This is a genomic window from Streptomyces sp. NPDC003011 (assembly GCF_053591515.1).
In genome coordinates this window covers 31,281-44,078 of record NZ_JBSFTY010000037.1, presented here as the reverse complement: position 1 = coordinate 44,078, position 12,798 = coordinate 31,281, and the positions used below count along the sequence as shown (strand labels likewise).

Sequence of the window (12,798 nt, the reverse complement as noted above, 5' to 3'; positions counted from 1 at the left end):
CCCCGGATGGCGTCGGGTCCCGGCCCGGTCCCAGCATGGACCATGACCGAGCCACCGACCGGCGCCACCACGGGCCCGGCTTACGACGACCGCAAGGTCCACGCCCGCACCGCCCACGCCGTGGCCGGCCACCCCGCGACCGCCCACCCGAACGGCCACGAGCCCGAACCGCCCTTCGAGGGCCCCCTGCACGCCCTCTCCCGCGCCGCATGGCAGGTCGTCCTGGTCACCGGTGCCGCGTCACTGGTGCTCGGCGTCCTGGTCCTGGTGTGGCCGGGCGCCTCCCTGGTCGCGGCCGGTGTGCTCTTCGGCGTCTATCTGGTGATCAGCGGGGTCTTCCAGCTCATCGCCGCCTTCGGCACCCACCGGACCACCTCGCTGCGCGTCCTCGCCTTCGTCAGCGGCGCCCTGTCCCTGCTGCTGGGCCTGTTCTGCTTCCGCCGCCCCATGCAGTCGATCCTGCTGCTCGCCCTCTGGATCGGCATCGGCTGGCTGATCCGCGGGATCACCCAGAGCCTGGCCGCCCTCTCCGACCGGTCGATGCCCGCGCGCGGCTGGCAGGTCCTCCTCGGGATCGTCACCTTCGTCGGCGGTGTCGTGCTCATCGACGCGCCCTTCGAGTCCGTCGCCGTCCTCACCCTGGTCGGCGGCAGCTGGCTGGTCGTCGTCGGCGCGGTCGAGATCGTCACCGCGCTCCGCATCCGGGACCGGGCCCGGCAGGTCGCCCACGCCGTGTGAGGCGTGCCGTCCGCCGAACGGGCGGTTCTCGCCCCCGGCGTGCTGACCGCCCGGCGTGTCGCGGGGAGATGACCTGCCATGAACACCGCACGAGGGCCTGTCCGGCGGGTCAGGCCGCAGGACATCGGCGGCACCTCGTCGCCGCGGGTGAGCGGGGTCCGGGAACCCTTACCGCGGGCACGGCCGGGCAGGGCGGAGCCGGCGGCCGGCGACACGGCGGAGGGGGACGCCGGCCCCCGCGTCCCCGGCACGCTCCGCCGGACCGGCCCCCGCCTCCCGCGCCACCGCGCCTGGCCGCGGCTGCTCGTGCTGCTGCTCGCCCTGCTGGTGCCGGGCTCCCCCGCCGAGGTGTCCGCGACACCGGTGGCCGCGGCGGAACTCGTCGAGTACGACGCCCTGGACACGGTCCTGCGGCCACCGGCCCGCGGCGCCCACCGCCCGGCCGTACCCCTGCGCCCCGCGCCCCTGACCGGCCCGGCGCCCGGCGTCCCGGAGAGCCGCCCGCTCCCCGCGCCCCCGAGGCCGCCGTACGCCCTGCGCGCCCTGCGGACCGTGGTCCTGCGCTGCTGACGGAATCGGCCCACGGCCCCTCGGCCGGCCTTGGCCGGACGTCTCCCAGCACGACGCAAGGACACGAACATGCCCGTTGACCCGTACGCGGTCCTGCGCGCGCTGCTGCGCGCGGAGGCCGCACGCAGCACACCGAAACCGCACGTGAAGGAAGCGAAACCGCAGCGACCCCCGAAGGAACGGGGCCGCCGCTGACCGGTCGGCGGAGGCGGTGCCCCGCCTCCGCCGGGCCGTCCCGGACGCCGAGCGGGTGAACTCGCGGCCGGCCTGCCTGCCGACCGAGCGGGCCAGGGACGCGAACACGCCGCTGCCGACGACCTGTTGTCGACGACGGAGGGCTCCCCCAAGCCTCGCACGCCCTCTCCCGCCCCCTCCGGCTTCCTCCGCCGCAGCTCGTCGGGGCCCGTGGCCCCCCGCGCGGCGTCCAGCCTCTCGTACGCCGACTCCCGGTCCACAGCCTGTGCGTAACGCCCGCAGGGGCGGGGACGCCGACCGCCGGGTCCAGTGCCGTCGGCCCGACCGGGCCATCAGGGACTCGGGGCCCGCAGCCGGGTCGCGGCGAACGGCGTCGGGCGTCGGGCGCCCCTCTCGCTCAGGACGGCGACCACGGCCTCCCCCGTCCCGAGCCCGGTGAGCGGCTCCTCCAGGTCGTACGCCGAGCCGGGGAAGGTCCGCACGGTGGCCCGGAGGGGCTCCCGGCCGCCGGGCGCGAGGCGCACCCGGCGGCCACTTCCAGGGGCCGGCCCGGCCAGGGCCCGGGCGCTGCCCCGCGCCGCGGCGGCTGCACCGGGGGCGGCCGGGGACATGGCTCCGGAGAATGCCCCGGGCACGGTCTCCGCGTCGCTCACGCCAGGCCCCTGTTCCCGTTTCGCCCCGCTTTACGACGTCTTTTCCAGCCTCACACTCCGTCGCCATGGCTGCGCCCGGAACGTCAGGACCGGTAGGCTTTCCGTGTGATCTTCAAGCGCATCGGAAACGGCCGGCCGTACCCCGACCACGGCCGGGAAAGCACCCGGCAGTGGGCGGACGTCGCGCCGCGCCCGGTCCGCCTCGATCAGCTCGTGACGACCAAGGGCCAGCTCGACCTGGAAACCCTGCTCGCCGAGGACTCCACCTTCTACGGCGATCTCTTCGCGCACGTCGTGAAGTGGCAGGGCGACCTGTACCTGGAGGACGGCCTGCACCGCGCGGTCCGGGCGGCCCTCCAGCAGCGCCAGGTGCTGCACGCGCGCGTGCTCGAACTCGACTGAGACCCGGCACCGGCGCACCCGCACGTTCCCGGCCGGCCCTTTCGGCGTTGGCCCTTTCGGGTTGGACTGCGCGGCGTCCAATGATCATCTAGTAGGCATCATCGCCCAGGCGCACTACGCTGCGCCCATGAGCATGCTGACTCCCCCCGGCATGGGCGGCAAGTACCGGATCACGGGAGACAAGTACCCCCGGATGCGCCGGCCCCGGCGACGCGGCAGGCTCGTGTTCGGGCTGGTGGCCTCGGCGGCCGCGCTCGGCCTGATCGGCTGGGGCACTGTCCAGCTCATCGACGTCTTCAGCGGCGGCGGCAGGAAGGCCTCGGCGGCCGGCGCCAGGACGAACTGCGCAACGAAGGCGAGCCCCTCGCCCGGCGGTACGGCCGCGGCTCCGCCCAGGCCCGCTCAGATCACCGTCAACGTCCTCAACGCCACGCCCCGCAGCGGCCTCGCCAAGAAGACCGCGGACGAGCTGAAGAAGCGCGGCTTCAGGATCGGCGAAGTGGGCAACGCGGCCAAGGAGCACGACAAGAAGGTCAAGGGCACCGGCCTGCTGATCGGTCCCGCGTCCTCGCTGAAGACCTCGCTGCCCGTGCTGGCCACCCAGCTCGCCTCGGCCGAGCGCGGCACCGACGCCGCCCGCAAGGGCAGCGACCTCGACCTGGTCATCGGCACCGGCTTCAAGAGCCTCACGCCGAAGGCGGACGCCGACAAGGCCCTGGCCGCACTGGCCCGGCCGGAACCGGCGTCCACCACATCGAAGAAGACCTGCTGAGAGGTCCGTCGCAGGCGCTGCGGCCTACTCGGCCACCCCGTACAGCCGGTCCCCGGCGTCGCCCAGGCCGGGGACGATGTAGCCGTGCTCGTTGAGGTGGTCGTCGACCGCCGCCGTGACCACGGTGACCGGGGTTCCGGCGAGCTCGCGCTCCATGATCTCCACGCCCTCGGGGGCGGCCAGCAGCACCACCGCGGTGACGTCGTCGGCGCCGCGCTTGATCAGCTCCCGGATCGCCGCGACCAGCGTGCCGCCGGTGGCGAGCATGGGGTCGAGCACGTACACCTGACGGCCGGACAGGTCTTCCGGCATACGGGTGGCGTACGTGGCCGGCTGGAGCGTCTCCTCGTCCCGGATCATGCCGAGGAAGCCCACCTCGGCGGTCGGCAGCAGCCGCATCATGCCGTCGAGCATGCCGAGGCCGGCGCGCAGGATCGGCACCACCAGCGGGCGCGGGTGGGACAGCTTCACGCCCGTGGTCGGGGCGACCGGCGTCGTGATGTCGACCTGTTCGGTGCGCACGTCGCGCGTGGCCTCGTAGGCGAGCAGGGTGACCAGCTCGTCGGCGAGACGGCGGAAGGTCGCGGAGTCGGTGCGCCGGTCGCGCAGCGCGGTGAGCTTGTGGGCGACCAGGGGGTGGTCGACGACGTGGAGACGCATGTCCACAACAGTAACCGGGCCCGTGGAGCCCGGCGTCCCCGGACGGACGGAGCGGACACCGGCCCCGCCCGGCATCCGCCCGGGGGCGTCAAACCGGCCGTCCGGGGGAAGTCGGGAGAGGAAAGACTGGGGTGGTGAACGCATGTCTGACCGGCAGAACCGCAAGAACGCGTCGCCGCGCACGCGGCCGGGCACACACGAACGGCCGGAGACGGCCTCCGCCGCGGGCGTACCGGAGATACCGGGCCTGCCGCGGCGGCCGGACGGGCCGGAGACCGACGCCGAGCGCCGACGGCGCCGCGCCCAGTTCCTGCGCGAACTCGCCGAGGCCCGCCAACTGCGCGACCGTGTCCAGCCCCGCCGTGTGAAGACCGCCCGGCTGCGGCACGCGATGCGTATGCGGACGTTCCGCTGGTGAGGACCCGGTGAGCGCCGGGACACGCCGAGAGGGCGGCGGGGAAAAGATCGCGGGGCGCGCGGCGGTTGTCCGGGTGGCCGTGCGTGACCGCCCGGAAAAGCCGCGTACGATCCGCTGTTGGCGGCAACGAGTGCGCTGGTGAGACCTCGACGGACCCTCGGCTGCCACGAGATCGACGGCGGCCGGACACACAGGGAGCCGAAGACGTCCCCTGAGCGCCGTGTTTCTGCCACGATTCCGAGTGGGTGGGGCTCGGAGCACAGCTCTCCCCGCCCGCAACCTCCGCCGGGGGGACCCCCAACCGGCACGCCTAGGACCAGTGGGAGAGTCACGGTGTACTTCGCCGCACTGCTCGCGCGCACCGAAGACGGGTGGGAAGCGAGCGACAAAGAGCTCGACGATGTGGAAACCCTGTCGGATCTGGCCGACCTGGCCCGTGAGGCCTCGTCCGAGGACGACACGGTGCTGGTGCTCATCGAGCAGGAGGACGCCTGGTTCGGCGTCGTCCGCTTCGACGGCGAGGAGGACCCGCGTATCTACGTCTCGGACGCCGCCGCCGCCGCTCGCAGTTCGTACGGGGAGATCCTGCTCACCGACGAGCTGCTCGGCCGGGATCCGGGCGGTGACGACGACGTCGCCGACCTGGACTCCCTCGACCTCGACGGGACCGAGGACGGTGAGGACGAGGACGGGGACGACGCCACCGAGGGCGGCGGCGGCTCCGCCGAGGCCGTGCCGCACGGCCCGGTCGGCGACACCGGGATCCTCGACGATCTCGGCGTCGCCGAGAAGGAACTGAAGGCGCTGTCCACGGACGCGGTCACCGAGATCGCCGAGGCGCTCGGCGCCTCGGAGACCCTGGAGACCGTCCGCTGACCGGTCAGCCCCGCCAGGGACCGCCGGATCCGGTCCGCGAGCCGTGGCGGGCCGCGATGCGGCTCGCCCTGGCCGAGGCCGAGCGGGCCGGCCGCGACGGGGACGTCCCCGTCGGTGCCGTCCTGCTGTCCCCGGACGGTACGACCGTGCTCGCGGCCGGGCACAACGAACGCGAGGCCACCGGCGATCCCACGGCCCACGCGGAGGTCCTCGCGCTGCGGCGGGGCGCCGCCGAGTGGGGACAGTGGCGGCTGTCCGGCTGCACGCTGGTCGTGACGCTGGAGCCGTGCACGATGTGCGCGGGAGCCCTCGTGCAGTCCCGCGTGGACCGCGTGGTCTACGGCGCCCGGGACGAGAAGGCGGGCGCGGCCGGCTCCCTGTGGGACGTCGTCCGCGACCGGCGCCTCAACCACCGGCCCGAGGTGATCGAGGGCGTGCTCGCCGAGGAGTGCGCCCGGCTCCTCACCGACTTCTTCCGCACCCGTTGAAGCCCGGCTCGCGCCCCTCGCGGGACCGGGAAACGGATTTCAAACCACGCCCCGCCGTGATGTAAGGTCTCTCTCGGTAGCGTGTCCGAGCGGCCGAAGGAGCTCGCCTCGAAAGCGAGTGTGGCGCAAGTCACCGAGGGTTCAAATCCCTCCGCTACCGCTTCTGAAGGGCCCCGTCGTCAGACGGGGCCCTTCGTGCGATCATGGCCGCTCGTTGGGCCATATCAGCGACAGGGGAGGCCGCGATGGCGGTGCAGTCGAAGAAGATCGCCGTCTACGTGCTCGTGGTCTTCACGCTCTACGTGATCATCACCGATCCGGCGAAGGCCGCGGACTACGTCCAGATAGCGTTCGAAGGCATCTCGGACGCCGCGCAGGCCATCGGCGACTTCATGTCGTGGGTCGCCGACGGAGCGAACTGAGCCCTCGTACATCCAAGCCCTCCGCCGCAACGGCGGGGGCTTTCTCGCGTCTTGTGACGGAGTTCGCCCGAATTCCGAACATCTCTTCCCTCAACACGGGGTTATGCGGTGCTTGCACACAGTGCACATGTCTTGTGATGCTATGACCGCTTTTGATGGATGAGTTGACCGCTGAAGACCGATGAAGAGGTGGCGTTGACCGTGTCGGCCAGTACTGCGCCGCCCCAGGAAGAGGCTCCCGCCCAGCCCCCGGCGGCAGCCGCACCCCAACGGAGCCGCGGTGCCGACACCCGGGCCCTGACTCAGGTGCTCTTCGGCCAGCTCAAGGACCTGCAGCCGGGCACTCCGGAGCACGACCGGGTGCGCGGGGCGCTCATCGAGGCCAACCTTCCGCTCGTGCGCTACGCGGCCGCCCGTTTCCGCTCCCGCAACGAGCCGATGGAGGACGTCATCCAGGTCGGCACGATCGGGCTCATCAACGCCATCGACCGCTTCGACCCGGAGCGGGGCGTGCAGTTCCCGACGTTCGCCATGCCGACGGTGGTCGGCGAGATCAAGCGGTACTTCCGGGACAACGTCCGCACGGTCCACGTACCGCGTCGGCTGCACGAGCTGTGGGTGCAGGTGAACAGCGCGACCGAGGACCTGACGACCGCCTTCGGACGCACGCCGACGACCGCCGAGATCGCCGAGCGGCTGCGCATCTCCGAGGAGGAGGTGCTGTCCTGCATCGAGGCCGGGCGGTCGTACCACGCCACCTCGCTGGAGGCCGCGCAGGAGGGCGACGGCATGCCGGGGCTGCTGGACCGGCTCGGCTACGAGGACCCGGCGCTGGACGGCGTGGAGCACCGCGACCTGGTCCGGCATCTGCTGGTCCAGCTGCCGGAACGGGAGCAGCGCATTCTGCTGCTGCGTTACTACAGCAATCTCACCCAGTCACAGATCAGCGCGGAACTCGGCGTATCCCAGATGCACGTCTCGCGGCTGCTCGCGCGCAGCTTCCAGCGGCTGCGCTCCGCGAACCGGATCGAGGCGTAAGGCAGACCGGAAGCCAGGCCGTAAGCCGGGGCGGAAGCCAGGCCCTGAGCCAACTCGTAAGCCAGCCCGTAAGCCGGTTCTATGTCAGGGCGCGGGCAAGGCGTAAGCACGACGTGAGCGAGGCATAAGAACAGCACCGGTCGACGCGGAACCGAATGCGGTATCGACATGTCACCGGTGCGAGCGAATCGCTCACCAGCGCCGATCCCGCAGGTTCTGTGCCGAAAAACCGTCAGACCCCCTTCTTCCAGGGCGTATTCACGTCTCACATGTCGACATGTCACTACAGCGTGTTGCCGACATGTGACATTCTGCGGGAAGCGCGTTTGCCGGAGCTCCGGCTCCGGTATTCAGGTGAAGGCTGCGCTCCTGAAGTGGGAGCGTTTGCCGCGACCGTCCTCGCGACCCAAAGGGGGTGGCATGTCCGCAGTCCAGGGCAGCTCGAAGGTGCTCATGCTCACGAAGAGCGAGCCCGCGCCCGCGCTCGACGACGTTACGGCCGTCGAGGCCGCGCCGGCCCCGGCCCTCCCGACCTCGGGAGCTCTCGACACCCGCACCCTGTCCCGCTCCCTTTTCCTGCGGCTCGCCGCACTCGACGAGAACAGCCCCGAGCGTGGTTACGTCCGGGACACCCTCATCGAGCTCAACCTCCCGCTGGTCCGCTACGCGGCCGCGCGCTTCCGCTCGCGCAACGAGCCGATGGAGGACATCGTCCAGGTCGGCACCATCGGCCTGATCAAGGCGATCGACCGTTTCGACTGCGAACGGGGCGTGGAATTCCCGACGTTCGCGATGCCGACGGTGGTCGGCGAGATCAAGCGGTTCTTCCGGGACACCTCCTGGTCGGTGCGCGTCCCGCGCCGCCTCCAGGAGTTGCGGCTCGCCCTCACCAAGGCCAGCGACGATCTCTCCCAGAAGCTGGACCGCTCGCCGACGGTCGCCGAACTCGCCACGGTGCTCGGGGTGTCCGAGGAGGACGTCGTCGACGGCCTCGCGGTCGGCAACGCGTACACGGCCTCGTCCCTTGACTCCCCGGCTCCCGAGGACGACGGCGGCGAGGGCTCCCTCGCGGACCGCCTCGGCTACGAGGACACCGCGCTGGAGGGCGTCGAGTACCGCGAGTCCCTGAAGCCCCTGCTGGCCAAACTCCCGCCCCGGGAGCGGCAGATCATCATGCTGCGCTTCTTCGCCAACATGACCCAGTCACAGATCGGCGAGGAGGTCGGCATCTCCCAGATGCACGTCTCCCGGCTGCTGACGCGGACACTGTCGCAGCTGCGGGAGGGTCTCATCTCGGACTGAGGACGACCGGACGACCGGGAACCCGGACGTGGGCCCCGGCCGACTCCGGCCCGGGTCTTCCTTCCTGAGGCAGCGATTTCCTGAAGCAGCGTCAGCCGTCCCGGCGCGACGCTGTGAGCCACAGCGACGTGGACACATGGCCGTCGGGGCGCCTTGATCGGCGCGTCGGCGGCCGTCGTCCGTCTCGGCGGGCCGCACGGGCCGCTGAACGCGGGCCTCGCAGGGGGTCGCGCAGGGGGTCGCGGACCGTGGTGGCCGTGCCGATGGCGATGCGGTCGCGGTACCCACGTGAGACGGTGCTGCGCCAGCTCACCGGCGACGGGACGGGCGCAGGCGACGGCGGGCAGGAGTTCACCGTGCGGGGCAGCCTGCCCGGCCAGGCCTGTCAGCGTGTGGAACCGCTTCCCGGACAGGACAGGACGAGACGGGTGGCAGTCCGAGCGGCCGGCGGTGGTGGGTGGCGCGGGGCCCGGCGGGCGATCCGCCCCGGCCCCTCGGGTACGGGTCCCCCGAGACGGCCCCTCGGGTCCGTCGGCGGTGTCGACGGGGCATGACGGCGGAGCCGCGCGGCGGGAAGCCGCCGACGGGCACGCCCCGTACATCCGTCGACCGACGCGGGCGGCTCGCCCCCGGGAGCGGTACGCCGGGCAGCGCTACGCCGGACAGCGGGCTGCCCCGTCCACCCGCGCGCCTTCACCGGGGGAGACGCGGGACGTGGCCGTCCGGTGCGGGTGGCGGCTTCAGCCGGAGGTGGTCACTTCAGCGCGAGCCAGGCCACGGCGGCGACGATCGCCACCGCGACGATCACGCCGATGATCAGGCCCAGGCGGGGACCGCCGGAGGTGGCGGCCTGCTGCTGACGGCCCTGGGGGGCCTCGTCGACGAACGCGCGGAACATCTGGGTGCTGCCGGCGGGGTCCTGGTGGCCCTGGGGGCCCGGGGTGTTAGCCATGCCCCGAGACCCTAGCGAATCCGCGGGTGGGGCCCAAGTGGAAGCCTCGATTCCTCACCACATCCCCTTACCTGCGCGTTTACGTTCGCAATACTTGCCTTTGCCAAGTTTTTGTCCGCATGAGGCCTCTCTCGTTTGCCTGTAACAACCAACTGATTTTATGGTTGCCCTAAGCAACGAACACGGGAGGTGTGATGGCCGAGCAGGCGCAGTACGAGGAGCTGATCCGTCAGTTCAGCGCCTTCGGCGCCGTACGCAGGGAGATGGGACGCGTCATGCCGTCCGACTGCCCCAGCGGATCCGCCGCCGTGCTGACGCTCCTCGACCGCCACGGAGACATGCGCATGAGCAAGCTCGCCGAGCTGCTCGCCGTGGACATGTCGGTCACCAGCCGCCATGTCGCGCACGTCGCCGAGCGCGGCTGGATCGAACGCTCCCCCGACCCGGCGGACAAGCGCTCGCGCATCCTGCGCCTGACGCCCACGGGCCGCGACCGGCTGGACGAGCTGTCCCGGCGGACCTGCCGGATGCTCGCCGACCGGCTGAGCGACTGGACCGACGACGAGGTCGGACAGCTCACCCGCCTCATGGCACGGCTCAGGTCGAGCTTCGACGACTGCCGTACCGCGCATCCGGAGCCCCGGCCGCCCACCGAGCCCGTGCTCGACCGGTCCACGGACCGGTCCACCCGTACACCCGCGACCACCACGTAAGAGAAGGACACCCATGGCAACGACCACACCGACCGGTGTGCGGGCCCACGCCAGGCACGGAGGGGGCTCCCCGGGTTCCTCCGACGGCGCGCCGATGACGCACCGGCAGATCATGGAGGCGCTCTCCGGGCTGCTGCTCGGGATGTTCGTGGCGATCCTGTCGTCCACGATCGTCTCGAACGCCCTCCCGGAGATCATCGGCGACCTCGGCGGCGGCCAGTCCGCCTACACCTGGGTCGTCACCGCCACCCTGCTGTCGATGACCGCGACGACTCCCCTGTGGGGCAAGCTCGCCGACCTCTACGACAAGAAGGCGCTCGTCCAGCTGGCCCTCGTCGTCTATGTGCTGGGCTCGGCTGCCGCCGGTCTGTCGCAGAACGCCGGGATGCTGATCGCCTGCCGTGTCGTGCAGGGCATCGGCGTCGGCGGTCTGTCCGCCCTCGCGCAGATCGTGATGGCCGCGATGATCTCCCCGCGTGAGCGCGGGCGGTACTCCGGCTACCTGGGCGCGACCTTCGCCGTCGCCACCGTCGGCGGTCCGCTGCTCGGCGGTGTCATCACCGACACCAGCTGGCTCGGCTGGCGCTGGTGCTTCTACGTCGGCGTGCCCTTCGCGGTCATCGCGCTGATCGTGCTGCAGAAGACCCTGCACCTGCCGGTCGTGAAGCGGGACGTGAAGGTCGACTGGGCCGGCGCGTTCTTCATCTCGGCGGCGGTCTCGCTGCTGCTGGTCTGGGTCACCTTCGCGGGGGACAAGTACGACTGGCTGTCCTGGCAGACGTACGCGATGGTCGCGGGCTCGGTCGTGCTCGGCCTGGTCTTCGTGCTCGTCGAGTCGAAGGCCAAGGAACCGATCATCCCGCTGCGGCTGTTCCGCAACCGCACCATCACCCTGTCGTCGATCGCCTCGATGTTCGTGGGCGTCGCGATGTTCTCCGGCACGGTGTTCTTCGCCCAGTACTTCCAGCTGGCCCGGGACAAGTCCCCGACCATGTCCGGCGTCATGACGATCCCGATGATCGGCGGCCTGTTCGTCTCCTCCACCGTCTCCGGGCAGTTCATCACCCGCACCGGCAGGTGGAAGGCCTGGCTGGTCGGCGGCGGCGTGCTCATCACGGCGGGCCTCGGCCTGCTGGGCACCATCCGCTACGACACGGAGTACTGGAAGACCGCGGTCTTCATGGCGCTGATGGGTCTCGGCATCGGCATGATGATGCAGAACCTGGTGCTGTCCACGCAGAACCAGGTCGACCCGAAGGACCTCGGCGCGGCCAGCTCCACGGTCACCTTCTTCCGGTCCCTCGGCGGTGCGATGGGCGTCTCGGCGCTCGGCGCGGTCATGGCCCACCGCATCACCGGCTACGCCGAGGACGGCATCGCCGGCCTGGACCCCAAGTACGCCTCTCTCGCGTCGGGTTCGAGCTCCGGTGACTCCATCCCGGACATGGACAAGCTGCCCGTGCCGCTGCGCACGGTCATGGAGAGCGCGTACGGCCACGGCATCGCCGACGTCTTCCTGATCGCGGCGGCCCTCGCCCTGGTCGCCTTCCTCATCACGCTGTTCATCAAGGAGGTCCCGCTGCGGACGAAGGGCGCACTGGCCCAGGCCGCCTCTCCGGAGACCCCGGCGCAGGCCGCCGCTCCGGCCGCCGACGCGGCGCAGGCTCCCGCCGGGGAGCACGTCCCGAGCTGGGCCGTCGCCGCCTCCACGGCCGAGACCGGTCCCGAGGGCACGCAGCGGCTCGCGGCCGTCGCCACGGCCGCCCGCCCCGAGGAGTCCACGGGCGTCTCCGGCGGAGTGCCGGTGCGTGGGTTCGTGCGGGGTGCGGAGTCGGCGCCGGTGGCGCGGGCCGCGGTGACGCTGATCTCGCTGGCGGGACGGCAGCTGGGGCGGTCGGTCGCGCAGGACGACGGTTCCTACGCGCTCGACGCGCCGGGAGCGGGCTCCTACGTGCTGATCGCGTCGGCGGACGGGTTCCAGCCCCAGGCGTCCACCGTCGTCGTCCACGGCGAGCCGGTGGCGTACGACATCCTCCTGAGCGGCACCAGCGGCCTGACCGGCCTGGTGCGCGCCGCCCAGAGCGGGGACGCGGTCAAGGACGCGATGGTGATCGTCACCGATGTACGCGGGGATCTGCTGGCCACCGGCACCACCGGTGAGCGGGGCGAGTTCTCCTTCGCCGAGCTCGTCCCCGGTGCGGTGACCGTCGCCGTCAACGCCGCCGGGTACCGGCCGCGGGCCCTGCCCGTCGAGGTCGGCGGCACCGGCGTGACCCGGCTCGAGGTCGACCTGGACGCCGGGGCCCAGCTCCAGGGCGTCGTGAAGGCGCCGCACGGCCCGCTGGCCGATGCCCGCGTCACTCTGGTGGACGCGGCCGGCAACGTGGTCGGCACCGCCACCACGGGCGTGGACGGGGCGTACGCGTTCACCGACCTCGACAGCGGCGAGTACACCGTCATCGCGACGGGCTACCCGCCGGTGGCCACCGCGCTGACCGTCACCGGCCAGGGCGTCGACGGCCACGACATCACCCTCACCCACCCCGACGAGTAGGTGAACCCGGCCCCTGACGGGCACGCTCCGAGCGGAGGCGTGCCC

15 protein-coding genes, 1 tRNA gene and 1 pseudogene are annotated in these 12,798 nt (G+C 71.9%); 14 read left to right on the top strand and 3 right to left on the bottom strand.

Annotated elements, in window-relative coordinates; all coding sequences use genetic code 11:
* Positions 1–42: 42 nt before the first annotated feature.
* From ACWD0J_RS20170 to ACWD0J_RS20160, 3 genes are all read left to right on the top strand, one after another.
* Positions 43–738 (top strand): HdeD family acid-resistance protein, encoded by a 696-nt coding sequence (locus ACWD0J_RS20170; protein ID WP_451497169.1) that lies wholly within the window; start codon positions 43–45, stop codon positions 736–738.
* 78 nt (positions 739–816) lie between these two features.
* Positions 817–1,308, top strand: coding sequence for a hypothetical protein (locus ACWD0J_RS20165; RefSeq protein WP_451497168.1), 492 nt, complete (start codon positions 817–819; stop codon positions 1,306–1,308).
* A gap of 69 nt (positions 1,309–1,377) precedes the next feature.
* Positions 1,378–1,503, top strand: coding sequence for a hypothetical protein (locus ACWD0J_RS20160; protein ID WP_451497167.1), 126 nt, complete (start codon positions 1,378–1,380; stop codon positions 1,501–1,503).
* Between the two features lie 21 nt (positions 1,504–1,524).
* Here ACWD0J_RS20160 and ACWD0J_RS20155 read toward each other — a convergent pair.
* Positions 1,525–2,036 (bottom strand): annotated as a pseudogene (locus ACWD0J_RS20155) (helicase HerA-like domain-containing protein); the annotation flags it as partial.
* A gap of 225 nt (positions 2,037–2,261) precedes the next feature.
* On the opposite strand from ACWD0J_RS20155, the gene ACWD0J_RS20150 reads away from it, so the two are divergent.
* Together ACWD0J_RS20150 and ACWD0J_RS20145 are read left to right on the top strand one after the other, a co-directional pair.
* Complete coding sequence (locus ACWD0J_RS20150; RefSeq protein WP_003999914.1) at positions 2,262–2,558, top strand: type II toxin-antitoxin system VapB family antitoxin; 297 nt, start codon at positions 2,262–2,264, stop codon at positions 2,556–2,558.
* A gap of 127 nt (positions 2,559–2,685) precedes the next feature.
* Positions 2,686–3,330 carry a LytR C-terminal domain-containing protein gene (locus ACWD0J_RS20145; protein ID WP_451497166.1) on the top strand — a complete coding sequence of 215 codons (645 nt, stop codon included), beginning with the start codon at positions 2,686–2,688 and terminating at the stop codon, positions 3,328–3,330.
* A gap of 24 nt (positions 3,331–3,354) precedes the next feature.
* On the opposite strand, the gene upp is transcribed toward ACWD0J_RS20145, so the two are convergent.
* Entirely contained in the window at positions 3,355–3,990 is a 636-nt protein-coding gene (gene upp, locus ACWD0J_RS20140; RefSeq protein ID WP_451497165.1) for a uracil phosphoribosyltransferase, read from the bottom strand.
* A 142-nt stretch (positions 3,991–4,132) separates the two neighbouring features.
* On the opposite strand from upp, the gene ACWD0J_RS20135 reads away from it, so the two are divergent.
* From ACWD0J_RS20135 to ACWD0J_RS20105, 7 genes are all read left to right on the top strand, one after another.
* A complete protein-coding gene (locus tag ACWD0J_RS20135) occupies positions 4,133–4,408 on the top strand; it encodes a hypothetical protein (RefSeq protein WP_451497164.1) in 276 nt (91 codons plus the stop codon).
* A gap of 333 nt (positions 4,409–4,741) precedes the next feature.
* Positions 4,742–5,284, top strand: a complete 543-nt coding sequence (locus ACWD0J_RS20130; protein WP_451497163.1) for a tRNA adenosine deaminase-associated protein — start codon at positions 4,742–4,744, stop codon at positions 5,282–5,284.
* 56 nt (positions 5,285–5,340) lie between these two features.
* On the top strand, positions 5,341–5,772 hold the full coding sequence (gene tadA, locus ACWD0J_RS20125) for a tRNA adenosine(34) deaminase TadA (protein WP_451497162.1): 432 nt from the start codon (positions 5,341–5,343) through the stop codon (positions 5,770–5,772).
* 75 nt (positions 5,773–5,847) lie between these two features.
* Positions 5,848–5,932: transfer RNA gene (locus ACWD0J_RS20120), tRNA-Ser, on the top strand.
* 85 nt (positions 5,933–6,017) lie between these two features.
* Positions 6,018–6,194, top strand: coding sequence for a hypothetical protein (locus tag ACWD0J_RS20115; RefSeq protein ID WP_451497161.1), 177 nt, complete (start codon positions 6,018–6,020; stop codon positions 6,192–6,194).
* Between the two features lie 195 nt (positions 6,195–6,389).
* Positions 6,390–7,232: an RNA polymerase sigma factor SigF gene (locus ACWD0J_RS20110; RefSeq protein WP_451497207.1), complete on the top strand. Its 843-nt coding sequence runs from the start codon at positions 6,390–6,392 to the stop codon at positions 7,230–7,232.
* A 420-nt stretch (positions 7,233–7,652) separates the two neighbouring features.
* Positions 7,653–8,534: an RNA polymerase sigma factor SigF gene (locus ACWD0J_RS20105; RefSeq protein WP_451497160.1), complete on the top strand. Its 882-nt coding sequence runs from the start codon at positions 7,653–7,655 to the stop codon at positions 8,532–8,534.
* A gap of 754 nt (positions 8,535–9,288) precedes the next feature.
* Here the strand turns inward: ACWD0J_RS20105 and ACWD0J_RS20100 are convergent.
* Positions 9,289–9,486, bottom strand: a complete 198-nt coding sequence (locus ACWD0J_RS20100; protein ID WP_451497159.1) for a hypothetical protein — start codon at positions 9,484–9,486, stop codon at positions 9,289–9,291.
* 194 nt (positions 9,487–9,680) lie between these two features.
* Between ACWD0J_RS20100 and ACWD0J_RS20095 the strand changes: the two genes are divergently transcribed.
* On the top strand, positions 9,681–10,199 hold the full coding sequence (locus ACWD0J_RS20095; protein ID WP_451497158.1) for a MarR family winged helix-turn-helix transcriptional regulator: 519 nt from the start codon (positions 9,681–9,683) through the stop codon (positions 10,197–10,199).
* A gap of 13 nt (positions 10,200–10,212) precedes the next feature.
* Entirely contained in the window at positions 10,213–12,753 is a 2,541-nt protein-coding gene (locus ACWD0J_RS20090; protein ID WP_451497157.1) for an MFS transporter, read from the top strand.
* The last annotated feature ends 45 nt before the right edge of the window (positions 12,754–12,798 follow it).

Bases quoted from the DNA above. Each gene is read 5' to 3' on its own strand.
- ACWD0J_RS20105 (WP_451497160.1), top strand. From the start codon at position 7,653: ATGTCCGCAGTCCAGGGCAGCTCGAAGGTGCTCATGCTCACGAAGAGC.
- tadA (WP_451497162.1), top strand. From the start codon at position 5,341: ATGCGGCTCGCCCTGGCCGAGGCCGAGCGGGCCGGCCGCGACGGGGAC.
- ACWD0J_RS20115 (WP_451497161.1), top strand. From the start codon at position 6,018: ATGGCGGTGCAGTCGAAGAAGATCGCCGTCTACGTGCTCGTGGTCTTC.
- ACWD0J_RS20145 (WP_451497166.1), top strand. From the start codon at position 2,686: ATGAGCATGCTGACTCCCCCCGGCATGGGCGGCAAGTACCGGATCACG.
- ACWD0J_RS20165 (WP_451497168.1), top strand. From the start codon at position 817: ATGAACACCGCACGAGGGCCTGTCCGGCGGGTCAGGCCGCAGGACATC.
- ACWD0J_RS20100 (WP_451497159.1), bottom strand. From the start codon at position 9,486: ATGGCTAACACCCCGGGCCCCCAGGGCCACCAGGACCCCGCCGGCAGC.
- ACWD0J_RS20160 (WP_451497167.1), top strand. From the start codon at position 1,378: ATGCCCGTTGACCCGTACGCGGTCCTGCGCGCGCTGCTGCGCGCGGAG.
- ACWD0J_RS20095 (WP_451497158.1), top strand. From the start codon at position 9,681: ATGGCCGAGCAGGCGCAGTACGAGGAGCTGATCCGTCAGTTCAGCGCC.
- upp (WP_451497165.1), bottom strand. From the start codon at position 3,990: ATGCGTCTCCACGTCGTCGACCACCCCCTGGTCGCCCACAAGCTCACC.
- ACWD0J_RS20090 (WP_451497157.1), top strand. From the start codon at position 10,213: ATGGCAACGACCACACCGACCGGTGTGCGGGCCCACGCCAGGCACGGA.
- ACWD0J_RS20170 (WP_451497169.1), top strand. From the start codon at position 43: ATGACCGAGCCACCGACCGGCGCCACCACGGGCCCGGCTTACGACGAC.
- ACWD0J_RS20135 (WP_451497164.1), top strand. From the start codon at position 4,133: ATGTCTGACCGGCAGAACCGCAAGAACGCGTCGCCGCGCACGCGGCCG.